Here is a 26,178-nt window from a genome sequence, read left to right as displayed (position 1 = left end):
GAAAGGAATAACTAAAACAAATATGGCGATGAAAAATATTCTGTTTGCGACGCTTCTCGCGACGAGTGTGAGCGCAAACGGTGCCGAGAGCTTCGTGGTTGAAGACATACAGATCGAAGGGTTACAGCGTGTGGCTCTCGGTGCGGCGCTTTTGAAAATGCCTGTCCGTGTCGGTGACACTGTCGATGGGCAAGACGTTTCTGAGATCATTCGTGCACTCTACGATTCAGGTAACTTTGAGAACATCAAAGTGCTTCGCGATGGCGATGTGTTGTTGGTGCAAGTCAAAGAGCGCCCAACGATTGCCAGCATCTCTTTCTCAGGGAATAAGGCGATCAAAGAAGAGCAGTTGCAGCAAAACCTTGACGCCTCCGGAATGCGCGTCGGTGAAGCGCTGGATCGCACTACCCTGTCCAATATTGAGAAAGGGCTGGAAGATTTCTACTACAGCGTGGGTAAATACAACGCGTCAGTTAAAGCAGTCGTGACGCCGCTGCCGCGTAACCGGAGTGATGTCAAATTCGTCTTCTCTGAAGGTGTCTCTGCGAAAATCCAACAAATCAATTTTATCGGCAATGAAGTCTTCGAAGATGAAGAGCTGTTGAGCCGTTTCAATCTCAATGTGGATGTCGCATGGTGGAACTTCCTCGCCGATGATAAATATCAAAAGCAAGTCTTAGCGGGCGACATTGAAGCCTTAAGATCGTACTACTTGGATCGTGGTTACTTAAAATTCCAAGTGGATTCGACGCAAGTCGCGATTTCACCCGATAAAAAAGGGGTGTACATCACGCTGGGGTTATCAGAAGGCTTGCCGTACACCGTCAAAGATGTCCAATTCCGTGGTGAACTGATCGGTAAAGAGCAAGAGCTGCAAGATTTGGTCACGTTCGAAAACGGCGAAATCTATAATGGCTCTGCCGTGACCTCTCTTGAAGAGAACATCAAGCGCGTACTGGGTGAAGCCGGTTATGCCTATCCACAAGTGACCACCATTCCTGAATTTGATGATGAAAATCAGCAGGTCTCTCTGATTGTCAATGTCGAGGCGGGCAATCGTATCTACGTTCGTGATATTCGCTTTGTCGGTAACAATGCGACCAAAGACGAAGTGCTGCGCCGTGAAATGCGTCAGATGGAAGGCAGTTGGCTTAACTCGCGCGCGATAGAAACGGGTAAAAACCGTTTGAGCCGTTTGGGCTTCTTCGAAACCGTTGATGTCCAGACGGTACGAGTTCCGGGCAGTGATGATCAGGTAGACCTAGTCTACAACGTCAAAGAAGCCAACTCAGGCAGCATTAACTTTGGTGTTGGCTACGGCACTGAGTCGGGGGTCAGTTTCCAGGTCGGTTTGCAACAAGATAACTTTGCGGGCTCTGGAGATCGCGTCGGTATCAGTGCAATGATGAACGACTACCAGAAGAACGTCAGCCTTGAGTATCGTGATCCGTACTGGAACCTCGATGGTGTCAGTATGGGCGGTAAGATTTTCTACAACGAATTTGAAGCCTCAGAAGCGGGGATCATCGACTACACCAACGAAAGTTATGGTACTAGTGTGACTTGGGGGTTCCCGTTTGATGAACTCAACCGTTTCGAATTCGGGTTAGGCTACACCCATAACAACATCGGTAACGTGCCCACCTACGATCAGGCGCAGCAGTTTGCTGCCAGTATTGGTCAAGGTGAAAGCGATAACATCATCACTCAAGATTTTGACGTGAATGTCTCTTGGACGCGCAACAACCTCAACAAGGGCTACTTCCCAACAGCAGGTAACTACCAACGTGCGTTCGCCAAGGCCACCGTGCCTAGCTCAGACGCGCAGTACTTTAAGCTGCAGTACGACGTGAGACAGTATGTGCCATTGACCAAAAAGCACGAGTTTACCTTGTTGATGCGTGGTCGCTTGGGTTACGGTAACGGTTACGGTCAAACGGATGGCAACGATAACCTGTTCCCATTCTATGAGAACTACTACGCGGGTGGCTTCACCACATTACGTGGCTTTGGTTCTAACTCAGCAGGTCCAAGGGCGGTTTACAACTCCAGCAACTCGAGCGTCTGTCCTCCAAGCAGTGGAAACGACGGCTGTGTGGTGGCAACGGACGACTCGGTTGGTGGTAATGCTATCGCGCTGGCCAGTATGGAGCTGATTGTACCGACTCCATTTGCGTCTGATGAAGTGCGCAGCCAAATCCGAACCAGTGTGTTCGTCGACGCGGCAAGTGTGTGGGATACCGAGTTTAACTACGATGCGAGTTATGCGGGCACTCAATACTATGAGGATTACTCAGATCCAACCAACTATCGCGCATCATACGGTGCGGCGTTGCAATGGATGTCTCCGATGGGACCATTGGTCTTCTCGGTCGCGAAACCTATTAAGAAATACGAAGGTGATGACGAAGAATTCTTCACTTTCACAATCGGCAGAACCTTCTAAAGGGGAATTTTACAGTGAACAAAACTATCAAAGCGGCGGGCCTTGGCCTTGTTATTATGACGTCTTCTCTTTTTGCTCATGCAGCAGAAGCGGCGCAAAAAATTGGTTACATCAATACCGCCATGGTGTTTCAGGCTCTGCCCCAACGTGAAGTTGCTCTGCAGAAAATGCAGGAAGACTTTAAAGACAAAGCGGACGAGCTAAAAGCGATTGAAGCGAAAGCGCGTACCAAAGTGGAAAAACTTAAGCGTGACGCTGAGCTGATGAGCCAAGAAGATGTCGAAAAAGCGCGTATCGAAATTGCGCAGCTAGAAAATGAATTCCGCATTAAAGGTCAATCTCTTGAGCAAGCGTCTGCTCGTCGTGAAGCACAAGAGAAGCAGAAACTGTTTAAAGTGATTCAAGACGCGGTGAACAAAATCGCTGAAAAGCAAGGCTACGATCTCGTGATCGATATTACCGCATTGCAATACGGTAAGCCTGAATTCGATATTTCTGAAGATGTGATCAAAGCACTTAAATAATTGTTTATGAAAACTCTGACTCTTGCCGAACTGGCAACGATTACCTCGGGTCAATTGTATGGCGACGCAACGGCGACCGTCACTATGGTTGCCCCGATGGACAAGGCCCAAGCGGGCCATGTCACTTTTCTTTCTAACCCAAAGTACGCCAAGCACCTAGCTCAGTGCCAAGCCACTGTGGTGATGGTCAAAGAGGCCCAGCGAGAGCAATGTCACGGTAACGTGCTTGTCGTTGACGACCCTTACGTGGCGTTCGCCAAAGTGGCGCAAGCACTAGACACCACGCCTATGCCGGCGGCTGAAATCGCGCCAAGTGCCGTTATCGCCGCGGATGCGACACTGGGCAGCAATGTCTCGATCGGCGCGAATGCGGTGGTCGAGTCAGGCGCAACACTGGGTGATAATGTCTCGATTGGCGCGGGCTGCTTTATTGGCAAAAACGCCTCAATTGGTGCAGGCACCAAGCTATGGCCGAATGTGAGCATTTATCATCAAGTCTCTCTTGGTGAAGACTGTCTAGTGCAAGCCAACTCAGTGATTGGCTCAGATGGCTTTGGTTATGCCAATGAGAAAGGTGAGTGGGTTAAGATTCCTCAACTTGGTAGCGTTCGTATTGGTAACCGAGTTGAAATCGGTTCATGTACCACGATTGACCGTGGTGCGCTTGACGATACGGTGATTGAAGACAACGTCATTCTTGATAACCAACTGCAAATCGCGCACAACGTACACATCGGATATGGTACCGCCATGGCGGGTGGTACGATTGTTGCTGGCAGTACCACCATTGGCAAGTACTGTATCATTGGTGGCGGCAGCGTGATCAATGGTCATATTGAGATTGCCGATGGCGTCACCATTACCGGTATGGGCATGGTGATGCGAGGTATTGAAGAGAAAGGCATGTACTCGTCAGGTATTCCTCTTCAGACCAATCGTGAATGGCGTAAAACCGCCGCTCGTGTTCATCGCATTGATGAGATGAACAAGCGTTTGAAAGCGGTCGAAAAGCAGTTGGAAAACCAACAGCCTGACTAACAGGGTGTGCCACAGGCACTCGCGCGTTGAGCGCTGCTCAGTCTATCTGGCGGCTCATGCGTTTTTGTCAGCGAAGGCTCGCGATTTGCGAGCCTTTTTCGTCTATAATGCGCCACAACTTAAAAGAATTTAGCATTCAACATAGGAATATGACTTTGACTACTGAAAATAAAACGATGAACATTACTGAAATTCAGGAATTGTTGCCTCATCGCTACCCATTCTTGCTCATTGACCGTGTGACGGATTTCCAAGAAGCACAGTACCTCACGGCGATCAAAAATGTTTCAGTCAATGAACCTCAGTTTACGGGTCATTTTCCGCAACTCCCAGTGTTCCCTGGCGTACTGATTTTGGAAGCGATGGCACAAGCGACCGGTCTTCTGGCGTTTAAATCGTTTGGTGCGCCTTCTGAGAACGAGTTGTACTACTTTGCCAGTGTCGACGGAGCCAAGTTCCGTAAACCTGTCACTCCAGGTGATCAACTGGTGATCAAAGTAGAATTTTTGAAAGAGCGCCGCGGCATTGCTGCATTCAATGGTGTAGCAACGGTTGATGGCGAAGTGGTTTGTTCAGCAGAGCTTAAATGTGCTCGTCGAGAGTTCTAATATGATTCATGAGACGGCTCAAATTCACCCTTCTGCGGTCATCGAAGGTGACGTATCCATCGCTGCGAATGTGACCGTTGGGCCTTTCACTTACATCTCCGGCCAAGTGGAGATTGGTGAGGGCACAGAAATCATGTCCCATGTCGTGATCAAAGGTCACACGACGATAGGTAAAGAGAACCGCATATTCCCGCACGCGGTCATTGGTGAAGAGAACCAAGATAAGAAATACGGCGGCGAAGAGACAACGGTGGTGATTGGCGATCGCAACGTCATTCGTGAAGCGGTGCAGATCCACCGTGGCACGGTGCAAGACAAAGCGACGACGGTCATTGGTAACGACAACCTATTGTGTGTTAACGCACACATCGCACACGACGTGATTGTTGGTGACCATACACACATCGGAAACAACGCCATTTTAGGTGGTCATGTCACCTTGGAAGATTACGCGGGTGTGATGGCACTGTCAGCGATTCACCCTTTCTGTACGGTCGGGGCTTACGCGTATATCGGTGGCTGTTCTGCTGTCGTACAAGATGTGCCTGCCTATGTCTTAGCGCAAGGTAACCACGCCACCCCATTTGGTTTGAACTTGGTTGGCCTTAAGCGCAATGGGTTTGAAAGAGCTGAGATTCGCGCCCTACAAAAAGCGTACAAAGAAATCTACCGCTCAGGCAAAACCATGGAAGAAGTGAAACCTATCTTGGCGGAAATGGCGAAAGAGTTTGCCTCTGTCGGACGCTTCTCGCACATGCTGGAAAATACAGAACGCGGTATTATTCGTTAATCGCGGCCTGCGCTCGATGTCTAAAAGGCTGTCTAGGAAATCAGACGGCCTTTTTTATTTTGCATTTAATTGGACCGATACATCATGACAATGGAAAAGCCACTGAGAATTGGTATCGTCGCGGGAGAACTCTCTGGTGATACCTTAGGCGAGGGCTTTATCAAAGCGATAAAAGCGCGCTACCCCAATGCGGAATTTGTCGGTATTGGTGGCCCTAAGATGATCGCTCAGGGCTGCGAATCTCTGTTCGATATGGAAGAACTGGCCGTGATGGGGCTGGTCGAAGTGCTGGGTCGATTGCCGAGACTGCTCAAAGTTAAAGCCTCTTTGGTCGATTACTTTACTCACAATCCGCCCGATGTGTTTGTCGGTATCGATGCGCCTGATTTCAACTTACGGCTTGAACTCAGTTTAAAGCAAGCGGGCATTAAAACCGTCCATTATGTCAGCCCGTCGGTTTGGGCGTGGCGACAAAAACGTATCGTCAAGATTGAAGCGGCAACGAATCTGGTGCTTGCATTTTTGCCGTTTGAAAAAGCCTTCTATGACCGCCACCAAGTGCCGTGTGAGTTTATCGGCCACACCCTTGCCGATGCGATTCCTATGGTCTCCGACAAAGCGCCCGCGCGTGAGTTGCTCGGTTTGGACCCGAATAAACGCTGGTTAGCGGTGCTGCCAGGCAGTCGCGGCAGTGAGCTTAACATGCTCTCCCAACCTTTCCTTGAAACCTGCCAACGCCTGCATCAAACCCATCCCGATTTAGGCTTTGTGGTAGCCTTGGTTAACCCTAAGCGTCGTGAGCAATTTGAGCATGCTTGGCAAACTTATGCACCAGAACTTGAGTTCACCTTAGTGGATGATACCGCGCGTAACGTCATTACGGCGTCTGATGTGGTCCTGCTGGCCTCTGGCACCGTGGCGTTAGAATGCATGCTCATTAAGCGCCCTATGGTGGTGGGGTATAAAGTGAACGCTATTACTGCGTTTATCGCGCGTCGCTTAGTCAAAACGCCGTTTGTCTCTTTACCCAATATTTTGGCGGACAAAGAGATCGTTAAAGAGTACTTGCTCGAAGCGTGCACACCAGAAAATCTCAGTGCGGAGATAGAAAGGCTCTTGGCTGGTGAAGGGGAGGCGATGGTCGAGACATTCACTGAGATGCATCATTGGATTCGTAAAGGTGCCGATGAACAAGCGGCCAACGCCGTATTATCATTAATAGGTAAAGCATAAATGGCAAAACAAGCTACCCCCTTAGCCCCGTTTGAGTACCCAACGGGCTATCAATGGATTGCCGGTGTCGATGAAGTGGGGCGTGGTCCTTTAGTCGGCGATGTCGTGACCGCAGCGGTGATCCTCGATCCGAACAATCCGATCGAAGGGCTCAATGATTCAAAAAAACTCTCTGAGAAAAAGCGCTTAGCCTTGCTACCGGAGATCAAAGAGAAAGCGTTGGCTTGGTCTATCGGTCGATGCTCCCCCGCTGAAATTGATGAGTGGAATATCCTTCAAGCGACAATGGTTGCGATGCAGCGCGCGATTGCAGGTTTATCGCTAACGCCCGATCTCGCCCTGATTGATGGCAACCGAGTCCCTGAGCTGCCTATGGATGCGATGGCGGTCGTCAAAGGTGATTTGCGTGTCGCGCAAATCAGTGCAGCGTCAATCATCGCAAAAGTGGTGCGCGATCAAGAGATGGAAGCGCTTGATAAGCGACATCCGCAATTTGGTTTTGCGCAACACAAAGGTTACCCGACCAAAGCCCATTTTGCGGCGATTGAAGCGCACGGCGTGATTGATGAGCATCGCAAAAGCTTTAAGCCGGTGAAACGCGCGCTCGGCATCGAGTAGCCTTGCGAATTGAGCGAGTGGGGGCGATAACGTAGAATAGCCTCCAACTGATGTTACCTATTTGTACCCTAAGTGATTCACAACCTATGAACGACCCTAAGTTTATCCACCTTCGAGTTCACAGTGATTTCTCCATGATTGACGGCCTGTCGAAAGTGCCGCCCTTGGTGAAGAAAGTGGCTGAACTAGGTATGCCTGCCGTTGCGCTCACCGATTTTACCAACCTGTGTGGCTTGGTGAAGTTTTACAGCACTGCGCACAACTGTGGCGTAAAACCCATCATAGGGGCGGATTTTGTCATGCAATCGCCGGAGTTTGGCGATGAGCTGACGAAGCTGACCGTGCTTGCGGCAGACAACACCGGTTACAACAATCTCACCTTATTGATTTCTAAAGCCTACTTGAGAGGCCATGTTCAACACCAGCCTGTGATTGACAAAGCGTGGTTGGCTGAGCTTTCTGAAGGTTTGATTGTGTTATCCGGTGGTCGAAGCGGTGAAATTGGCCGAGCGCTACTTAAAGGCAACCAAGGGATTGCCGAGCAGTGCGCCGCGTTTTATCAGCAACATTTTGCCGACCGTTTCTACCTCGAACTCACTCGAACCGGGCGTAACGACGAAGAGAGTTACCTACACTTCGCGCTCGAATTTGCCGAGCAGCAGCAACTGCCCGTGGTGGCGACCAATGAGGTGGTGTTTCTCGAGCCCTCGCTGTTTGATGCTCATGAAATTCGCGTCGCGATTCATGATGGCTACACCTTAGAAGACCCGCGCCGCCCCAAAAATTACAGCCCTCAGCAATATTTGCGCACCGAAGAAGAGATGTGCGAGCTATTCGCCGACATCCCTGAGGCCCTAGAGAACAGTGTAGAAATTGCTAAGCGTTGTAACGTAACCGTGAGACTGGGTGAGTACTTCCTGCCTGCTTTCCCAACCGATGGCATGTTGGAAACCGAGTTCTTGGTGAAAAAGTCACAAGAAGGTCTCGAAGAGCGACTGGAGTTCCTGTTCCCTGACCCGCAAGTGCGTGCCGAAAGACGGCCAGAATACGATGAGCGCTTGCAAGTCGAGTTGGAAGTGATCAACAACATGGGCTTCCCGGGTTACTTCTTGATCGTAATGGAGTTTATCCAGTGGTCCAAAGACAATGATATTCCTGTAGGCCCTGGCCGAGGTTCGGGTGCCGGCTCCTTAGTGGCGTACGCGCTAAAGATCACCGATCTGGATCCGCTTGAGTACGATTTGCTGTTCGAGCGATTCTTGAACCCAGAACGTGTTTCGATGCCCGATTTTGACGTCGACTTTTGTATGGACAAGCGTGATCAGGTGATCGATCACGTGGCTGAAATGTATGGTCGTGATGCGGTATCGCAGATCATTACCTTCGGTACCATGGCGGCCAAAGCGGTTATCCGAGATGTCGGCCGAGTGCTGGGCCATCCGTTTGGATTTGTTGACCGCATCTCTAAATTGGTGCCACCCGATCCGGGTATGACGCTCGAAAAAGCGTTCAAGGCCGAACCTGCATTACCTGAGCTGTATGAAGCCGACGAAGATGTCAAAGAGCTGATCGACATGTGTCGCATCCTTGAAGGGTGTACACGAAACGCCGGTAAGCATGCGGGGGGCGTGGTTATCTCACCCACGACCATCACCGACTTTGCTCCGATTTATGCCGATGCGGAAGGACATTTCCCTGTCACTCAGTTTGATAAGAACGATGTGGAAACCGCCGGTCTGGTGAAGTTCGACTTCTTGGGTCTGCGTACCCTGACCATTATCGATTGGGCTTTGGGGCTGATTAACCCTCGCCTTGAGCGCGAGGGCAAAGCGCCGGTGAGAATCGAATCGATCCCACTCGATGACGCGCCATCATTCCGCTTACTGCAAAACTCCGAGACCACAGCGGTATTCCAGCTCGAATCGCGCGGAATGAAAGAGCTGATCAAGCGACTTCAGCCAGACTGTTTTGAAGACATCATCGCACTGGTGGCCCTATTTCGACCGGGCCCGCTGCAATCGGGGATGGTGGATAACTTCATCGACCGTAAGCACGGCCGCGAAGCGATTTCCTACCCAGATGAAACCTGGCAACACGAATCGCTCAAAGAGACCCTCGACCCGACCTACGGCATCATTCTCTACCAAGAGCAGGTGATGCAGATTGCCCAGATCCTCGCGGGCTATACGCTCGGTGGCGCGGATATGTTGCGCCGAGCTATGGGTAAGAAAAAACCTGAGGAAATGGCCAAGCAGCGCGCCATCTTCGAAGAGGGTGCGATTAAAAACGGCGTCGACGGCGAGTTGGCGATGAAGATTTTTGACTTGGTGGAAAAATTCGCCGGTTATGGTTTTAACAAATCGCACTCCGCTGCCTATGCCTTGGTGTCGTACCAAACGCTGTGGTTAAAAACACACTATCCTGCGGAGTTCATGGCCGCGGTGATGACCGCCGATATGGATAACACCGAGAAAGTGGTTGGTCTGGTGGATGAATGCTTGCGCATGAAGCTCAAGGTGCTACCACCGGACATCAACTCTGGTTTGTATCGTTTCAATGTCGATGACGATGGCGCCATTGTATACGGTATTGGTGCGATCAAAGGTGTCGGTGAGGGGCCGATTGATGCCATCATGCAAGCGAGAAAAGAGGGCGGCCACTTTAAAGACCTGTTTGATTTCTGCGCACGAATCGATCTGAAAAAGGTCAATAAACGTGTGATTGAAAAACTGATTTACGCCGGTGCGCTTGATAGATTGGGACCACATCGAGCGGCGATGATGGCGTCACTCAATGATGCAGTCAAAGCGGCCAGCCAGCATCACCAAGCCGAAGCCTTTGGTCAAACGGATCTGTTTGGCGTATTGACCGAAGCGCCTGAGGAAGTTGAGCACAAATACACCAAGGTGCCACCTTGGCCAGAGAAAGTGTGGCTAGAAGGGGAGCGTGATACCTTAGGTCTCTATTTGACGGGGCATCCGATCAACGCGTACCTTAAAGAGTTGGATAAATACACCAGTTGCCGCTTAGCCGATGCGACGCCGACTCGGCGCGATCAAAGTGTCACGGTGGCGGGGTTGGTGGTCGCAGCACGGGTGATGACCACCAAGCGAGGTTCACGTATTGGCATTATGACCTTGGACGATCGCAGTGGCCGCATGGAAGTGATGTTGTTCTCCGATGCGCTGGATCGCTACGCCGAATTGCTTGAAAAAGATCGAATTCTCGTGGTTTCTGGACAGGTCAGCTTTGATGATTTCAATGGGGGACTTAAAATGTCGGCCCGTGAAGTCATGGATCTTGGATCAGCGCGAGAAAAATACGCGCGTGGTTTGTCGCTCTCCATCGATCACAATCAAATTGATGGGCAGTTTTTTGAGCGCTTTAGTCAAATACTAGAGCCTTATCGGGCAGGGACAGTCCCTGTCCATGTATACTACCAGCGTAGCGATGCACGAGCGCGTTTAACGCTAGGGACCCAGTGGCGAGTAACGCCAAGCGACGAACTGTTAGACAATTTAAAACAACTGCTTGGTGCTAGCCAAGTGGAACTCGAATTTAACTAAGTTTGGTGAACGCCAAACCCACAAGGATCGATAGATGAGCCTGAATTTTTTAGAGTTTGAAAAACCAATCGCAGAGCTAGAAGCAAAAATCGAAGCGCTACGTGATGTGTCTCGTCATGGTGGTGATTCTGGCGTCGATCTCGCGAAAGAGATCGAACAGCTAGAGAAAAAGAGTTTAGAACTGAAAAAGAAGACCTTCAGTGATCTTGGTGCGTGGGAAACCGCTCAACTGGCCCGCCACCCACAACGTCCTTACACGCTGGACTATATCCAGCATATGTTTACCGAGTTTGAAGAGCTGGCGGGTGACCGAGCGTACGCGGATGACAAAGCGATTGTCGGCGGTATGGCACGCCTTGATGGCCGACCTGTGATGATTATTGGTCATCAAAAAGGGCGTGAGACTCGTGACAAAGTGAAACGCAATTTCGGTATGCCTAAGCCAGAAGGTTACCGTAAGGCTAAGCGTCTGATGGAAATGGCTGAGCGTTTTAACATGCCGATCATTACCTTCATTGATACTGCTGGTGCCTACCCAGGTGTTGGCGCCGAAGAGCGCGGTCAGTCAGAAGCGATTGCGACCAACTTGAAAGTCATGTCGGGCTTGAAAGTGCCTGTGATTTGTAACGTCGTCGGTGAAGGCGGCTCTGGCGGTGCATTGGCGATCGGTGTTGGTGATTACGTCAACATGCTGCAATACTCGACCTACTCGGTGATTTCACCGGAAGGTTGTGCGTCTATCTTATGGCGTGATTCAGACAAAGCGCCGCAAGCGGCAGAGGCGATGGGTCTGATTGCTCCTCGTCTTAAAGAGCTTGAGCTGATTGATGAAATCATTGAAGAGCCACTAGGCGGAGCACATCGTGACCATGTTCAGATGGCGCAAAATATGAAAGCGACGCTACTCAAGCAGCTTGATGACCTAGCCTCGCTCGACAACGATACGCTTCTTGAGCGTCGTTACCAGCGTTTGATGAGCTACGGTTACTGCTGATTTATCGTCTTTATCTTTCAAGGCCGAACTCTGTTTCGGCCTTTTTGCGTAGTGGCGCTCGCCTTTTGCGCTTGAGCATCATAGCTCCCTCCAAGTGGCAGTGATACACTTTGGCCAATGAGTCTAACCTTGATGCCTTATGACTGATCTCTATTCACACTTTAGCCAAGCCTTGTCGAGTTATCTCGACGCATCCAGACAGAGCCAGCCACGTGTGGTGTTGGCGCTCAGTGGTGGCGTTGATTCGCGTGTTTTGCTGCATCTACTTCATCAATATCGCGCCACGCAGCGCCCACGACTCGATGTCTGCGCGGTTCACGTTCATCATGGTTTAAGTCCAAATGCGGACCATTGGGCTAAGCGGTGTGAGCAATGGGCAGCAGCGGCGCAGATGGAGTGCCATGTTGAGCGAGTGAGGCTCGATTGCGGCAGTGAAAGCCTTGAAGCGAAGGCGCGCCAGGCGCGTTATCAAGCCCTCGAACACTATCTCAGCCAAGGCGATGTGCTGTTAACCGGGCATCATAGCGATGACCAAGTCGAGACGTTTCTACTCGCGTTAAAACGTGGCAGCGGGCCGAAAGGGCTCTCTGCGATGGGTAAGCAAAAAAATTTGCGTGAAGGGACGTTGCTGCGCCCTTTACTCGATGTGAGCCGAGAAGCGATCTTCGCTTTCGCGCAAGAACATCAGCTCGATTGGATAGAGGATGAAAGCAACCAAGATGCCCGCTTTGATCGCAACTTTATTCGCCATCATGTCTCCCCCGTGCTGACCGAGCGCTGGCCCCACTTACCCACTGCGATTGCGCGCAGTGCGCAGCTGTGCGCCGAGCAAGAGTTACTACTTGATGAACTGCTTGAGGATAAGTTCGCCGCAGTTCTGCTTGCTGATGCGAGCTTATCGATTGAAGCCTTAAGCACGTGCAGTGAGGTGATGCGTGCAAGATTGATGCGTATGTGGTTTGCCGAGCACCAACTCGCCATGCCAAGCGTCAATCAACTCGCATTGATATGGCAACAAGTGGCACTGGCGCGCTGTGATGCGAACCCTAGGTTTGTGGTGGATGGTCAGCGAGAGGTTCGTCGTTATCAGCAGCGACTCTACTTGGTGGACGATCACGCCAGTCTTGAAGATTGGCAGCATGAGATTGCTATCGGTCAGAGCATCGAACTCCCCGCCAATTTGGGGCACCTCGCGCTGCGCACTTCTTCTCAAGGGAGCCTGTCTTTAGCCGCGCTTGGAGCACAGCCCCTGCGTATTACTTTTGATCCGCAAGGTTTTACCGCTCATCCTTCTGAACGAGGTCATCGCCGGTCGATGAAAAAACTGTTTCAGGAGTACGGCGTACCCAGCTGGTTGAGACGCCGAACGCCGATTTTAATGTGTGGTGACCAAGTTGCAACAGTGGCGCATCTCTTTGTTGATAAAGCCTTTATTGGTCAAGATTGTGAACTTACCTGGAACAAGTAAACCAGAGTTGTGCCACAATCGTAAAAATAATACCCCTAGCCTTATTGGGGAGTGGCGATACCCATCGTCATCAAACAAAAAAGACAATGGATAAGGAAGAGCAATGAAGACAATCGCAATCACAGTGATGATGAGCCTAGGATTAGTGAGTGGACACGCATTAGCGGCGGGCGATGCGGCGGCAGGGCAAGCGAAGGCCGCCGTGTGCGCGGCGTGTCATGGCGCTGATGGTATTGCCGTGATCCCTGGCTATCCAAACTTAAAGGGCCAAAATGAGCAGTACTTGATCTCCTCTATCAAGGCGTACAAAAACAAAGAGCGCAATGGTGGCTTGGCAGCAGTAATGCAGGCGCAAGCGTCGATGCTCAGTGAAGCGGATATCGAAAACTTAGCCGCGTATTACGCAAGCTTAAAATAATGCCATTCTTCACAGTCTCGTCATTGCTTTGCGACGGTGGGATTGGTTAAAGGACCCGAGTCATGACCTTGGTTGAGTGATAAACTTTTGGTGAGTGTTGGCTCGGGCTTTTTATTGCATGATGTTCGTGTGATAATCGGGAAAATATGTTGCGCAAGTTTAAGGGATGAACATGAAAAAAATCGAAGCCATCATCAAGCCATTTAAATTAGATGACGTACGTGAAGCGTTGGCAGAAGTCGGCATCACAGGTATGACGGTCTCTGAAGTGAAAGGCTTTGGTCGTCAGAAAGGTCACACAGAGCTCTACCGCGGCGCGGAGTACATGGTGGACTTTCTGCCAAAAGTGAAGCTTGAGATTGTGGTCAACGAAGAGGTGGCTGAGCAGTGTGTCGACACCATCATCGAAACCGCACAAACCGGTAAAATTGGCGACGGTAAAATCTTTATCACTGATGTGGAGCGCGTGGTACGCATCCGTACGGGTGAAGAAGACGAAGAAGCGATTTAACGCCGAATCCGAATGAGAACAAAAGAGCCTAATGGCTCTTTTGTTTTATCTAAGACCGCTTTCCTTACCACACGTTTTACTCTATGTTTTTTTCTAGCTATGCCTTTTCTCACTACCCGCTTTCCAACTCTCCCTTTTCCAAATAGGGTCGCGAAATGAAACAACGCCTTACCATAACGCTAGTCACCATAAGTGCGCTTACGCTAATGGGGCTCACGCTCTTTCATACCATTTTTATCTTGCCTGCCGACCGTCAGGTCTACTCGCTGTCCAATCAAGAGAGTCAGGTCTCCCTGCATTGCTACCAGAATCCACAGGCGCCTGCGCTGGATAAAGAGGGGCAACTGAATATATTGGTGTGGAATATCTACAAGCAAAATCGTCCCTCTTGGCAATCAGCGCTGCGCGAGCTCAGTGACAACAAGCAGTTGGTGCTGCTGCAAGAGGCGAGCATGGGGGAGGCGTTCAAGCAATACATTGAACAAGCGCGTTGGTTTGGCACCCAAGTGGATGCGTTTAAAGTGTTTGATACCAGTGCCGGAGTGCTCAATTTGACACTCGGTGCCCCGCGTCTGGCTTGCGCTTACACTGAATTGGAACCTTGGCTGCGTTTACCCAAATCGGCGCTCTATGCTCGTTATCCGTTGAGTGATGGCCGTGAGCTTGCCGTGGTCAACATTCATGCGGTTAATTTCACTTATGGCACCCAAGAGTACCTGCGCCAAATTGACACCTTGGTGACGGAGCTCAGAAAGCATCAGGGGCCAATGCTGGTGGCGGGGGATTTTAACAGTTGGAGTGAAGAGCGCATGACGGTGATGCGTCAAGCGTTGTCGGGCTTAGCGCTCAACGCGGTCACTTTTACGCCTGATAACCGCACTCAGTTTCTGACGGGCCTGCAGCTGGATCATATCTTCTATCGTGGATTGACGCTGAAGACAGCAGAGGCACCACACAGTGACGCCTCCGATCATAATCCAATGTTAGCCAGTTTTGAGCTTAAAAAATAACAATATAGAGAGCCCAAATAAGGTAGTAAGCGACCCAAGGGAGAGCGGCGATGGCTAACGCTTGGCCACGCTCAAACTCCGTCCAAGTGCCGACCGCTGCATATCCCAGTGCGATGTACCAAGGCAGCAGCAAAGGAAACGAGCTGGCAAATTGCGACCATGAGTGAGTCAGCGGCAATTTGAGTAAGCCATTCAAACTATTGAGATCGGCAGCGTAGACCATCACTTGACCGTGTTTTAACAGCACACTGATGTAGCTCGCCAAATCGCCAATGATCGCTGGGAAGGTGATCACCGCGCTCGCCGCAAACCAACGCCAAAAACCATGTTGATGCTGACTCGGCTTAGTGGCCAAATTAAACCAAAACGCCAACATCACAATCGTCAGTGTGCGTCCGGCGACATCACTGATGATCTCACTGGCCATTAAGGTATTAGCATCCAGTAGAGCGAGCTGCTCAGGATTGGTGATAGCCAATTGCGCTTCCAGTGTCTCTTGTAGCCAGGCGACATTGACCATGTCAAAGTAGGCGCCCCAGAACAAAAATGGCGACAGAATTAGAAACAAGTAGGGTTGCCATCCCCACATGCCGCGCTGGTACAAGGCGAGAAAGCAAGCGCTGGGCGAACGGAAAATATCCACCAGCATGATCAAAGGGTTACTTGACGGGTTCATACGCTCACCTTAGTGACATCGACATACAACTTGAGTTTTTGACCGGGCTTGAGGTATTTCTGATTGCTCAGGTCATTCCATTTGACGATGTCGCGGCTTTTCACTTTGAACTTGCTCGCGATACCACTGAGGGTATCTCCGGAGCGGACATCATAAAAGACAGTGCGAATGATCGCGCCTTCTTTGTTCTCTTTCCAAATCACCAGTGATTGGCCAACGCGCAACGTGTCTCTTGGGCTCATGCCATTCCACTTTGCCAAGGATTGGTGCGATACGTTGTTGGTAGAGGCAATGCTCCAGAGGCTCTCCCCTGACTTCACAGTATGCGTCAGTTTATAGGTGCCACGCGCTTGAGACTGGGTTTGTGCCAATCGGTTGGATGCGCTCAAGGTGTACGCTTTGTCGTCACGGGTCGAGGTCGGAATCATCAGGTACTGACCCGCGCGAATCGTGTTGCCTTTGAGGTTATTGGCGGTGCGAATCACCTTAGTGGTTGTGTTGTGTTTGTTGGCAATCACACTCAGGCTATCGCCCGATTTCACCTTGTAACGCACCACTTTTAGGCCTTGACCACGGTTGGCTTCAACGGCTTGGCGAAACGGTGCGACCGAATTGACGGGCAGCAATAACTGATGGGGGCCATCGGGCGCGGTTGCCCACTGATTGTAAGCTGGGTTTAAGCTTTGCAGCTCTTTTACCGTTAGACCGGCGTAGTTGGCTGCAATCGCCAGATCTAACTGCTCTTTAGGATCAACCAGCTCAACCACAGGTTGGTTGGCGATGGCAGGAATATCGATACCGTATTTTTCTTGGTTGGCCACCACATCCGCTAGGGCGAGCAGTTTTGGAACATAACCACTGGTCTCTTTAGGGAGGTCAAGCGAGAAAAAATCGGTCGGTTTACCCAGTTTTTTGTTTTTACGAATTGCACTAGAGACACGACCGCCACCGCTATTGTAGGCTGCGATGGCATGTTGCCAATCGCCATCGAAGCGGCGGTTTAACTGAGTGAGGTAGTCAAGCGCGGCATCGGTCGCGGCATCGACATCTCGACGTCCGTCATACCAGTAGTTCTGTTTCAAGCCAAATGATTTACCGGTCGCAGGTACAAACTGCCACAAGCCAGCGGCGCTACCGTGCGAGTAGGCAAAGGCATCAAATGAGCTCTCTACGACAGGAAGCAGGGCCAATTCTAGCGGAAGGCCACGCTGCTCGATTTTCTCCGTAATTAGGTAGAGAAATGGCTGCGCGCGCTCGGAGACGGTTTTGAGATGGTTAGGGTGTTTGAGATACCAAGTGCGGTAGTAATCCACGCTTTTGTCCTCCGGGATTGGCATCTCGAGTTGCATCGCAATTCGCTGCCACACATCTTCTTGAGACTCTGGGGTCACAACGGGCGCGGGTTTAGTGGCTTTTGTCTTGGTCGCGGGCTTCGCAGCTACTGATGTGTGCTGCAAAGCCGTGTTAGGAGTATTGGTGTCAGGGCTTTCGCCTTCACCGGTATGGTCAGACTGAGTCAGTTGACACCCTGTCAGCAGGAGAGCCAAAGCCCAGCTATGTTTCAATCGCATTATCCAGCCCTTTTAATCTTTGGCTGCTGATAATACTTTCGTCACTTAGGCAGTGACAAGCACCAAAGTGCTAAAATTCGTTCTTCCACTCACGTAATGCGCTAAATATCGCGAGTGCGTCTGTCTCTTGGGTCCGATTGGCGACCGAGCGCATGACACTGGGTTCGCCGGTACGCAAGAAAGGGTTGATGCGTTTTTCTCTCCCAAGCGTGGTAGGGAGGGTGGGCTGATTTTGCGCACGCAGCCGATTGACTTCATCACGATATTGCTGAAGTTGGACGTTATCGGGCTCGACCGCCAATGCAAACGCGACATTGCTCGCGGTATATTCATGAGCGCAATAGACCTCGGTCTCATCAGGTAGAGCAGCCAGTTTGCACAATGAGGTATGCATCTGTTCCATTGTGCCTTCAAACACACGCCCACAGCCGGCAGAAAACAGTACATCGCCGCAGAACAGTTTGCCATCACCGACGTAGCCGATATGACCTAATGTATGTCCTTCAAGTCCGACGACACGGAACACTTCACCAAACAGCTCGATTTGATCGCCAGTAGAGACAGAGTGGGACAAGGTTGGAATCGGCTCGCTCGCTGGCCCCACCACATTGATGGTCGGGAATTGGCGCACTAGCTCGGCGACGCCGCCAATGTGATCATTGTGATGGTGGGTAATTAAAATCGCTTCCAAACTCAATTCGTGCTGTTTGAGATACGCCAGGACTGGAGCCGCATCACCGGGGTCAACAACCGCACAACGCTTATCTCGATTTTCGATAAGCCAGATGTAATTGTCGTTAAATGCAGGTATGCTTTTGATCTCTAACATGGAAGTCTCTCCAGTGACACTGTCGTCATCGACTCTTGAGTGAAGCAGGTTAAGTATGAAGCCAGCCCGCAGTAAGAAGAAGCTAGAACAACCCCATTCGTGGACGCAATTAAAAAACGGCCAGTGGGTGAGTGAGTCTATCCAAACTCGCGTCGATGAATGGTGTCCGAAGCTGTTTGGTTATCACCTGCTCAAGCTAGGTGGCTTGAGTTGTGAGTTAACCAGTTTTAGTTGCAACATTCAACATCAAGTCCAGCTCGACATAAAAAATCCCTTGCATAACGTCATCGCTGACGGTTATCAACTGCCGTTTCTAGAAAAGAGCTTTGATGCCATCGTTATGGCGCACCAACTCGATTATTGTAACGATCCCCACCGCTTATTACGTGAGGTTGACCGAGTGATGATGGATGATGGCTATTTGATTTTGACCGGTTTTAACCCACTGAGTTTGACCGGCTTGGCAAGCCTGATGCCATGGCGCAAGCACAACTTGCCTTGGAGTGGCCGGATGTTTACCCCCAATCGCATTAAAGATTGGCTGGGCGTACTCAATTATGAAGTGATTGAGTGCGATCGCTACGCTTTGTTTCCGATGCAAAGCTATCGAACGTTTTGGACTTGGATGGAAAATAGCCTGGGGGAGTGGGCGCGGCCGATGGGCAGCCTCTATTATATCGTGGCAAGAAAGCGGACTTACCCGCTCAAGCCGATAAAACCTCACTGGAAGCTTAAACGAAAATTGACGCCACTGGGCGTCAATTACAAAATTTCCCTCAACCCTAAGCAATAGCTGCGGTATTGAAGAATAAGGCACCGTTAGCTCGGCTGATAGCCTGTATCTTCTTCGGTTGGGTTTTCTGCGGCGGCTCTGGCTAGCTCATCGCACATCTCGTTTTCTCTGTGCCCGGCATGGCCTTTCACCCAGTGCCACTCGACGTTGTGACGTGCGGTTTCGGCATCTAACGCTTGCCATAAATCGGCATTTTTTACCGGTTTTTTGTCGGCGGTTTTCCAGCCACGCTTCTTCCAGTTGTGAATCCATTGCGTGATGCCTTGGCGAACGTACTGGCTATCGGTGGTGAGGATGACATGACAAGGCTCTTTGAGCGCCTTGAGAGCGACGATGGTAGCCATCATTTCCATGCGATTATTGGTGGTGAGGGTATAGCCTTTGGCTAAGGTTTTTTCCGTCTGTTTGTAACGCAGGACAACGCCATAACCACCGGGTCCAGGGTTGCCAAGGCAAGAACCGTCTGTGAAAATTTCCACCTGTTTCGTCATGTTTTGGTACTATTGGTTTAATCACTTAGAGACATAGTCTGACATAGATATTGTTATGAATACCAGCAGCAATTCGCAATACGGCCGCATCGTTGTACTCGATACCGAAACCACAGGTATGAACCGAGAAGGCGGCGCGCCGCATATTGGTCACCGCATTATTGAAATCGGTGCCGTTGAGATCATTAATCGTAAGCTGACCGGGCGACACTTTCACGTCTACATTAAGCCCGATCGCGAGATTCAGCCAGACGCGATAGAAGTACACGGTATTACAGATGAGTTTTTGGTTGATAAGCCCGAGTATCACGCTATCCACCAAGAGTTTCTTGAGTTCATCAAAGGGGCCGAGTTGGTGGCGCACAACGCGCCCTTCGATACCGGCTTTATGGACAATGAGTTTGCCTTATTAGACCCAAGTATTGGTAAAACAGAAGACTACTGCAAAGTCACCGATACGCTGGCGATGGCGAAGAAGATCTTCCCTGGTAAGCGCAACAACTTGGACATCTTGTGTGAGCGATACGGCATAGATAACTCACACCGTACCTTGCACGGCGCTTTGCTCGATGCGGAGATTCTCGCCGACGTTTACCTGTTGATGACCGGTGGGCAGACCTCTTTGCAATTTAATCCCGGCAGCGCTAGTGACGGCGATGTGGGAGGTGAGTCAATAAAACGCGTCGCCAGTGGTCGAAAAGCGCTAAAGGTAATCAAAGCAACGGCCGATGAACTAGAAGCACACAATAAAAGATTAGATATCGTCGAGAAGAGCGCAAGCAGCCTCTGGCGTCAGTAGGAGAAGGGATGTTGAGGAGTTGGATTGCCCTAGTGGGCATGGTATTCAGTTGTCTAGGATTTGCAGCGCAAGAGTCCTCAATGTCTCTGCTCGATAACCGTTTTCGAGTCGACCCCACCATCAAGCAAATCACCTTTGTTATCTACCGCGCGCAAAACTCCCAACCTGTGGTGTTAGTGCGCCCTGATGGTAAGAAATATTACGCCTGGCGCAGCCCAGATAATGTGCGTTGGTATCAAGAGTCGGCGATGGACATCATTTCGATTGATAACCCAATGCCCGGTCCTTGGCAGGCGATCGGTAAAGTCACGCCTAAGAACAAAATTACTCTGATTTCTCATCTTGAACTGGCTACTGACGTGCTGCCCAACCGGCTCTATCAAGGGGAAGAGCTGAAGTTCACTGCTCGCTTAACGGCGGACAAAAAGCCATTAGTTTTGCGTGATTTTCTGGACCGCGTTCAACTAAAAGTGACCTTCACCAAGTATGTTGAGAATGAAGATCAGTTAGTCAAAGAAGCGCGTCCGGTGCCAGAAGAGATCGGTGTGTTTGCTGATGATGGTCAAGGGCTCGACGAAGTGGCGGGCGATGGCGTGTTTACGGTGTCGCTACCTATTACCAGCGCGCCGGGTAAGTATCGCGTGCGCATTACCTCCGGCAATGGTGTGTTCCTGCGTGCTCAAGAGCAAGAGGTATTGGTTTATCCCACCCCATTGGAAACGACCTTCATTCAATCACGAGCCGCTGGTGAGCCTCATCGCGTGGTGTTCTCCGGTGAGATGGGGATGATCATGCCAGGCAGTCTTGCTGGGTTTGTCGACCATACTGATCCGAAGGGCAATGTGGTTAGCGTGCAAGGGGCTTCGGAGCCAGAAAGCAGCACCTTTGAGCTTGAAGTGCCGTATGACGGTACGCTGGGCAATTACCAATGGTCCTCAAAGACCTTCGCCACCGAGTTGGGCTCGCAACGTCCTCTGATCTTTGCCAAGAATCAACACACCTACAGTGTGGTCGAAGACATCGATATTGCTGAGACCCGTCGTCTGCAAGAAGAGGAACGCCTTAAGCAACAGAAAATCATGGAAGAGATGCAGTTGGCTGAGTTTAGAAAAGCTCAGCGAACCAAGAGTATGATCATCATCGGTGTCGGCAACCTAATTGCGATTTTGTTGGGGCTAGTGGTCTGGTTTGTGATGCGTAAGCTCAAAGCCAAGAAAGAAGCGATGCCGGAAATGCAACTTGAGATGCCGAAGAAGTAATCCGTAAGAGCTGTTGCGGCAGCGCTATGCAGGCAAGCATCGATGGAGAGTGTTTAAGAGTGATGCTCTCTATCAATCCAACATCAACCTTAGTGACGATAACTCGTCGGCTTAGCGAAGGTTTCTATTTACCAGTAAGGATAGTTACCAGTAAGGATAGCGAGATAAAGCAAAGGGCAGCGAGGCTGCCCTTTGTCGTTTTTATACGCTTAGTATGCGCGCATTAGGCGACTTCGACGATTTTGGGCTTATTCTTTCGAACTGGTTTGGTCGCCAGTTCTTTGGGCTCGAAATCATCGACGTTGATTACATAGAGGCGGTGCTCTTCGGCACTGCGTAGCAGTTCAGCCTCTTTTGTGTCGATGATGCTTTTCTCTAGGCCAATATCGGCGATGAGATCGAGGCGCAAGAAAGGCTTACGCTCATTGAGCGCTTTACATACTTTCTTAAACACCGGCTCTGCCTCTAAAATTACCGTCAAGGCTTGCTCAATTTTACCCGCAGGATTGAACTCACTCGCTTCGAAGTATTGATGACGACCTAAGCGAGCACGAGTGGCGCTTGGCGTTTGCAGAATTTGCGCGACTTTGCTGTCGAGTTTGTCATTCGGCGCTCGGCGAACGCGGCCAAAAGGCAGGATCAGAGCGCGCAGGATTTTACCCAACCAAGGATTTGGGAAGTTGGCGAGAAACTCATCAATCGCTAGCTCGGTTTGTTTCAAGCTGTCTTGCAATCCCCAGTGAACCAATGGCAAGTCATCACTAATGCGGCCATCGTTGTCAAAGCGTTTCAACGTGGCTGAACTTAAGTACAATTGACTCAAAATGTCGCCCAAGCGAGCCGACAAGCGCTCTTTACGCTTCAACGAACCACCCAGTACCGCCATCGAAATATCGGCCAAGAAGGCAATGTTAGCACTGTAGCGGTTAAGCTGCTGGTAGTAACGTTTCGTGCTGTCTTGAACCGGTGCACTGGAGAAACGGCCATCGGTAACACCCAGCCAGACACTGCGCACAAGGTTGCTCAGGGTAAAGCTGACGTGACCGGCAAGCGCGCTATCAAACTTATCAAGCGCATCGGAGGCGTCAGAGTAAGCCGCATTCATCTCTTCCAGCACAAACGGATGGCAACGAATCGCCCCTTGGCCAAAGATGATCATGGAGCGGGTGAGGATGTTGGCCCCTTCTACCGTGATGGCAATCGGGGAGCCTTGGTAGCCGCGCGCGAGGAAGTTCTTCGGTCCAAGACAAATGCCCTTACCACCGACAATGTCCATCGCATCGATGATGCTTTGCTGACCGCGGTGGGTGCAGTGATACTTCACGATCGCTGAGATGACCGAGGGCTTTTCACCCAAATCAATCCCCGCGACAGTCAGGTTGCTCGCCGCGTCCATCACATACGCGTTACCACCTAGACGTGCTAATGGCTCTTCGACGCCTTCCATCTGGCCAATCGGTTGTTTAAATTGACGGCGAATACGCGCGTACGCACCAGTTGCCAAAGCCGCCGTCTTAATGCCACCGGTTGAGTTCGACGGTAAGGTGATCCCGCGACCCACAGACAAACATTCGACCAGCATGCGCCAACCTTGACCGGCCATTGATGGGCCACCAATGATGAAATCTAAAGGTACAAACAGATCATTGGCTCGTGTCGGGCCGTTTTGGAAAGGCACGTTGAGCGGGAAGTGGCGATTGCCTATTTCCACCCCTTTTAGGTGTGTGGGAATCAGCGCGCAGGTGATGCCGAGTTCTTCCGTCTCGCCGAGTAAGCCGTCTGGATCGCGCAATTTAAAGGCGAGGCCGAGAACGGTGGCGACTGGGGCGAGCGTGATGTAGCGCTTGTTCCAAGTTAGGCGCATGCCGAGGACTTCTTTGCCCTCCCATTCGCCTTTACAGACAATACCGAAGTCTGGAATGGATCCCGCGTCTGAGCCTGCTTCTGGGCTGGTCAGTGCAAAACAAGGGATCTCTTTACCTTCGGCTAAGCGTGGCAAATAGTAGTTTTTCTGTTCGTCGGTGCCGTAGTGTTGCAGCAGTTCGCCCGGGCCCAATGAGTTAGGCACGCCAACGGTAGAAGAGAGCACGCCAGAGACGCCAGTGAGCTTTTGCAATACCAGCGACTGAGCGTAGGCAGAGAACTCAAGCCCACCGTACTGCTTCTTGATGATCATTGCGAAGAACTTGTTGTCTTTTAGGTACTGCCAAACTTGCGGTGGTAGATCGGCCAACTCGTGGGTGACCTGATAGTCGTTCACCATCGCACACACTTCATTGACGGGGCCATCGAGGAAAGCTTGCTCCTCGGCACTTAACGTCGGCGCTTTAATGTCGTGCAGCTTGTTCCAGTCTGGTTTGCCTTTAAAAAGCTCTGCTTCCCACCAAACCGTACCGGCATCCAACGCCTCTTTTTCGGTTTGAGACATGGCGGGCAGCACTTTCTTAAAGAGAGAAAGGGCTTTTTTACTGATCAGAGACTGACGAATCGATGGAACGGCCAAAACCGCAGTGGCGGCGATGTACAGTATCCAACTCAACGATCCTGCGCTGCCCCAGATGGAGAGCACGACCATCGTCAGTGTTAACGCAAACAGTGAAAGGATTAAGGAGCTGCGGTGGTATAAGCAGGTCGCCAGTACCACCGTAAAGCCTAATATTGAGAGCAAGATGTCCATGTGTATTTCCTTCTTCGACGCCCCAAAATGTAGGGTTAAGGGTTATACGTCGTTTATCTTATAAGAGGTCTAACCAGTTAGAGTGTAAACAACTCATTAATGAAATGTAAAACCCAATCGTGCTTAAAAAGTGATCTAAGTAGAGTGAAAATTCTAAAATTGTCGGTCCGTGCTGAATTTGTGGGCGAAGTAGGGGGAGGAATTGGCATTAGTTGACGCGCAGCTATCGACACTCTGGATGGTTCGAGTAAACTCGTAAACAATGGTATTTAGCTTTGTGGCTAAATCACCCCATCGAAGATAACAATTAGAGAATTCCCTATGTACCACGATCTGATCAAAAGTGAATTAACTGAAGCGGCGAACGTCTTGAATGCCTTTTTAAGTGATGAGCACAACATTGCTCAAATTGAAGCCGCAGCGAAACTCATTGCCGATTCATTCAAGCAAGGGGGCAAAGTGCTCTCGTGCGGTAACGGCGGCTCACACTGCGATGCGATGCATTTCGCCGAAGAGCTCACTGGACGCTATCGTGAAAATCGTCCGGGTTACCCTGGGATTGCCATTTCAGATCCAAGCCACCTCTCTTGTGTTAGCAACGATTTTGGTTATGACTTTGTTTTCTCTCGTTATGTTGAAGCGGTCGGTTCGGCTGGGGATGTTCTGTTTGGCCTCTCTACCTCGGGCAACTCAGGGAACATTCTTAAGGCGATAGAAGCGGCAAAAGCGAAAGGCATGAAAACCATCGCTCTGACGGGTAAAGACGGCGGCAAAATGGCGGGGGTAGCGGATATCGAGATTCGTGTTCCTCATTTCGGCTACGCGGATCGCATTCAAGAGATCCACATCAAAATCATCCACATTGTGATCCAATTGATTGAAAAGGAGATGGCGTAATTACGCCATCACGTTGACAGGGAGTGGTTTGAAGCATGTGTGAATTGCTCGGTATGAGTGCCAACGTTCCGACCGATATTTGTTTCAGTTTCACTGGCTTAATGCAGCGTGGGGGCAAAACTGGCCCGCACAGTGATGGCTGGGGGATCACCTTCTATGAGGGGAAAGGTTTTCGTAATTTCAAAGACCCTAACCCTAGCTGTCAGTCGAAAATTGCCGAGTTAGTGCAAAACTATCCGATTAAGAGCCGTGCGGTCATCAGCCATATTCGCCAAGCCAACCGTGGTGGTGTGAATCTGGAAAATACCCATCCGTTTACCCGCGAGCTCTGGGGGCGTTACTGGACTTTTGCCCACAATGGCCAGTTGACGGACTACCAACAGATGGACACAGGTCGGCATCGGCCAGTGGGGCAAACCGACAGTGAGATGGCGTTTTGTTGGCTGCTCAAGCAGATGGAAGATCGTTACCCACAACCACCGCACGACATGGTGGGGGTATTTCGCTTTGTGGCCATGTGTTGTGACATGCTCAAAGAGAAAGGGGTCTTCAATATGTTGCTCTCTGACGGAGAGTATGTGATGACGTATTGCACCAATCATCTGTATTGGATCACGCGCCGCGCGCCTTTTGGGCAAGCGACATTGATTGATGAAGATGTGACCATCAACTTTCAAGAAGAGACGACGCCCAACGATATTGTCTCAGTGATTGCTACTCAACCGCTGACGGACAATGAAACCTGGCATCGGATGAAGCCGGGTGAGTTTGGTATTTTTCACTTTGGAGAGCTGATTGATGGCAATGCGGATGCGCTGGTAGATGTGGCTTATGCCGAGAAGAAGGTCGCCAGTCAAGCGCCGACAGAGCCTTTGGAGTAGCGTCGCCATTGAGCAAACATCCAAAATAGAAAAGGTTGACGCTTTCACGTCAACCTTTTTTGTTTGTATCGCTTAAGCGGT

At 50.6% G+C, this 26,178-nt stretch carries 23 protein-coding genes; 18 read left to right on the top strand and 5 right to left on the bottom strand.

Annotated features, from left to right (window positions below):
- The first annotated feature begins 22 nt into the window (after positions 1 to 22).
- From bamA to AC6R1A_RS10460, 13 genes are all read left to right on the top strand, one after another.
- The gene (gene bamA, locus AC6R1A_RS10520) at positions 23 to 2,446 is read left to right on the top strand and encodes an outer membrane protein assembly factor BamA (protein ID WP_500633919.1); all 2,424 of its coding nucleotides are present in this window, start codon (positions 23 to 25) and stop codon (positions 2,444 to 2,446) included.
- 14 nt (positions 2,447 to 2,460) lie between these two features.
- Positions 2,461 to 2,970 carry an OmpH/Skp family outer membrane protein gene (locus AC6R1A_RS10515; RefSeq protein WP_500633918.1) on the top strand — a complete coding sequence of 170 codons (510 nt, stop codon included), beginning with the start codon at positions 2,461 to 2,463 and terminating at the stop codon, positions 2,968 to 2,970.
- A 6-nt stretch (positions 2,971 to 2,976) separates the two neighbouring features.
- Complete coding sequence (gene lpxD, locus AC6R1A_RS10510; protein WP_500633917.1) at positions 2,977 to 4,008, top strand: UDP-3-O-(3-hydroxymyristoyl)glucosamine N-acyltransferase; 1,032 nt, start codon at positions 2,977 to 2,979, stop codon at positions 4,006 to 4,008.
- A 155-nt stretch (positions 4,009 to 4,163) separates the two neighbouring features.
- Positions 4,164 to 4,616 (top strand): 3-hydroxyacyl-ACP dehydratase FabZ, encoded by a 453-nt coding sequence (gene fabZ, locus AC6R1A_RS10505; protein ID WP_334554476.1) that lies wholly within the window; start codon positions 4,164 to 4,166, stop codon positions 4,614 to 4,616.
- Between the two features lies 1 nt (position 4,617).
- Positions 4,618 to 5,406: an acyl-ACP--UDP-N-acetylglucosamine O-acyltransferase gene (lpxA, locus tag AC6R1A_RS10500; RefSeq protein ID WP_500631828.1), complete on the top strand. Its 789-nt coding sequence runs from the start codon at positions 4,618 to 4,620 to the stop codon at positions 5,404 to 5,406.
- Between the two features lie 90 nt (positions 5,407 to 5,496).
- On the top strand, positions 5,497 to 6,639 hold the full coding sequence (lpxB, locus tag AC6R1A_RS10495) for a lipid-A-disaccharide synthase (protein ID WP_500633953.1): 1,143 nt from the start codon (positions 5,497 to 5,499) through the stop codon (positions 6,637 to 6,639).
- Positions 6,640 to 7,257, top strand: a complete 618-nt coding sequence (gene rnhB, locus AC6R1A_RS10490; RefSeq protein ID WP_500633916.1) for a ribonuclease HII — start codon at positions 6,640 to 6,642, stop codon at positions 7,255 to 7,257.
- Between the two features lie 86 nt (positions 7,258 to 7,343).
- Entirely contained in the window at positions 7,344 to 10,823 is a 3,480-nt protein-coding gene (gene dnaE, locus AC6R1A_RS10485; RefSeq protein ID WP_500633915.1) for a DNA polymerase III subunit alpha, read from the top strand.
- Positions 10,824 to 10,857: 34 nt separating this feature from the next.
- Positions 10,858 to 11,817: an acetyl-CoA carboxylase carboxyl transferase subunit alpha gene (gene accA / locus AC6R1A_RS10480; protein WP_334554481.1), complete on the top strand. Its 960-nt coding sequence runs from the start codon at positions 10,858 to 10,860 to the stop codon at positions 11,815 to 11,817.
- Positions 11,818 to 11,956: 139 nt separating this feature from the next.
- Positions 11,957 to 13,285 carry a tRNA lysidine(34) synthetase TilS gene (gene tilS / locus AC6R1A_RS10475; RefSeq protein ID WP_500633914.1) on the top strand — a complete coding sequence of 443 codons (1,329 nt, stop codon included), beginning with the start codon at positions 11,957 to 11,959 and terminating at the stop codon, positions 13,283 to 13,285.
- A gap of 103 nt (positions 13,286 to 13,388) precedes the next feature.
- On the top strand, positions 13,389 to 13,703 hold the full coding sequence (locus tag AC6R1A_RS10470; RefSeq protein WP_500633913.1) for a c-type cytochrome: 315 nt from the start codon (positions 13,389 to 13,391) through the stop codon (positions 13,701 to 13,703).
- Positions 13,704 to 13,875: 172 nt separating this feature from the next.
- A complete protein-coding gene (glnB, locus tag AC6R1A_RS10465) occupies positions 13,876 to 14,214 on the top strand; it encodes a nitrogen regulatory protein P-II (RefSeq protein ID WP_334554486.1) in 339 nt (112 codons plus the stop codon).
- A gap of 155 nt (positions 14,215 to 14,369) precedes the next feature.
- Positions 14,370 to 15,224, top strand: a complete 855-nt coding sequence (locus tag AC6R1A_RS10460) for an endonuclease/exonuclease/phosphatase family protein (protein WP_500631723.1) — start codon at positions 14,370 to 14,372, stop codon at positions 15,222 to 15,224.
- On the opposite strand, the gene AC6R1A_RS10455 is transcribed toward AC6R1A_RS10460, so the two are convergent.
- From AC6R1A_RS10455 to gloB, 3 genes are all read right to left on the bottom strand, one after another.
- Entirely contained in the window at positions 15,214 to 15,900 is a 687-nt protein-coding gene (locus tag AC6R1A_RS10455; RefSeq protein ID WP_487901269.1) for a YIP1 family protein, read from the bottom strand. The genes AC6R1A_RS10460 and AC6R1A_RS10455 overlap by 11 nt on opposite strands.
- Complete coding sequence (locus tag AC6R1A_RS10450; protein WP_500633912.1) at positions 15,897 to 17,471, bottom strand: LysM peptidoglycan-binding domain-containing protein; 1,575 nt, start codon at positions 17,469 to 17,471, stop codon at positions 15,897 to 15,899. Before AC6R1A_RS10450 ends, AC6R1A_RS10455 begins: the two co-directional genes overlap by 4 nt.
- A gap of 70 nt (positions 17,472 to 17,541) precedes the next feature.
- Positions 17,542 to 18,300 carry a hydroxyacylglutathione hydrolase gene (gene gloB, locus AC6R1A_RS10445; RefSeq protein WP_334554494.1) on the bottom strand — a complete coding sequence of 253 codons (759 nt, stop codon included), beginning with the start codon at positions 18,298 to 18,300 and terminating at the stop codon, positions 17,542 to 17,544.
- A 55-nt stretch (positions 18,301 to 18,355) separates the two neighbouring features.
- Between gloB and AC6R1A_RS10440 the strand changes: the two genes are divergently transcribed.
- Complete coding sequence (locus AC6R1A_RS10440; RefSeq protein WP_500633911.1) at positions 18,356 to 19,093, top strand: class I SAM-dependent methyltransferase; 738 nt, start codon at positions 18,356 to 18,358, stop codon at positions 19,091 to 19,093.
- 26 nt (positions 19,094 to 19,119) lie between these two features.
- Here the strand turns inward: AC6R1A_RS10440 and rnhA are convergent, their stop codons facing one another.
- On the bottom strand, positions 19,120 to 19,584 hold the full coding sequence (gene rnhA / locus AC6R1A_RS10435) for a ribonuclease HI (RefSeq protein WP_487901265.1): 465 nt from the start codon (positions 19,582 to 19,584) through the stop codon (positions 19,120 to 19,122).
- 55 nt (positions 19,585 to 19,639) lie between these two features.
- Here rnhA and dnaQ point away from each other — a divergent pair, with 55 nt between their 5' ends.
- Positions 19,640 to 20,383, top strand: a complete 744-nt coding sequence (gene dnaQ / locus AC6R1A_RS10430) for a DNA polymerase III subunit epsilon (protein ID WP_487901264.1) — start codon at positions 19,640 to 19,642, stop codon at positions 20,381 to 20,383.
- Between the two features lie 8 nt (positions 20,384 to 20,391).
- Positions 20,392 to 21,642, top strand: a complete 1,251-nt coding sequence (locus AC6R1A_RS10425; protein WP_500631719.1) for a TIGR03503 family protein — start codon at positions 20,392 to 20,394, stop codon at positions 21,640 to 21,642.
- Between the two features lie 223 nt (positions 21,643 to 21,865).
- Here AC6R1A_RS10425 and fadE read toward each other — a convergent pair whose 3' ends face one another.
- Positions 21,866 to 24,319 (bottom strand): acyl-CoA dehydrogenase FadE, encoded by a 2,454-nt coding sequence (fadE, locus tag AC6R1A_RS10420; protein WP_500633910.1) that lies wholly within the window; start codon positions 24,317 to 24,319, stop codon positions 21,866 to 21,868.
- Between the two features lie 321 nt (positions 24,320 to 24,640).
- On the opposite strand from fadE, the gene lpcA reads away from it, so the two are divergent.
- Positions 24,641 to 25,216 (top strand): D-sedoheptulose 7-phosphate isomerase, encoded by a 576-nt coding sequence (gene lpcA / locus AC6R1A_RS10415; RefSeq protein ID WP_334554503.1) that lies wholly within the window; start codon positions 24,641 to 24,643, stop codon positions 25,214 to 25,216.
- Between the two features lie 35 nt (positions 25,217 to 25,251).
- Positions 25,252 to 26,097, top strand: coding sequence for a class II glutamine amidotransferase (locus tag AC6R1A_RS10410; RefSeq protein ID WP_500626565.1), 846 nt, complete (start codon positions 25,252 to 25,254; stop codon positions 26,095 to 26,097).
- Positions 26,098 to 26,178 lie beyond the last annotated feature (81 nt).

The organism is Vibrio sp. R10-SG3-ISO3, assembly GCF_059834225.1.
Note: the sequence above shows the minus strand (reverse complement) of the source record. Positions and strands in the feature narration are given on the sequence as shown.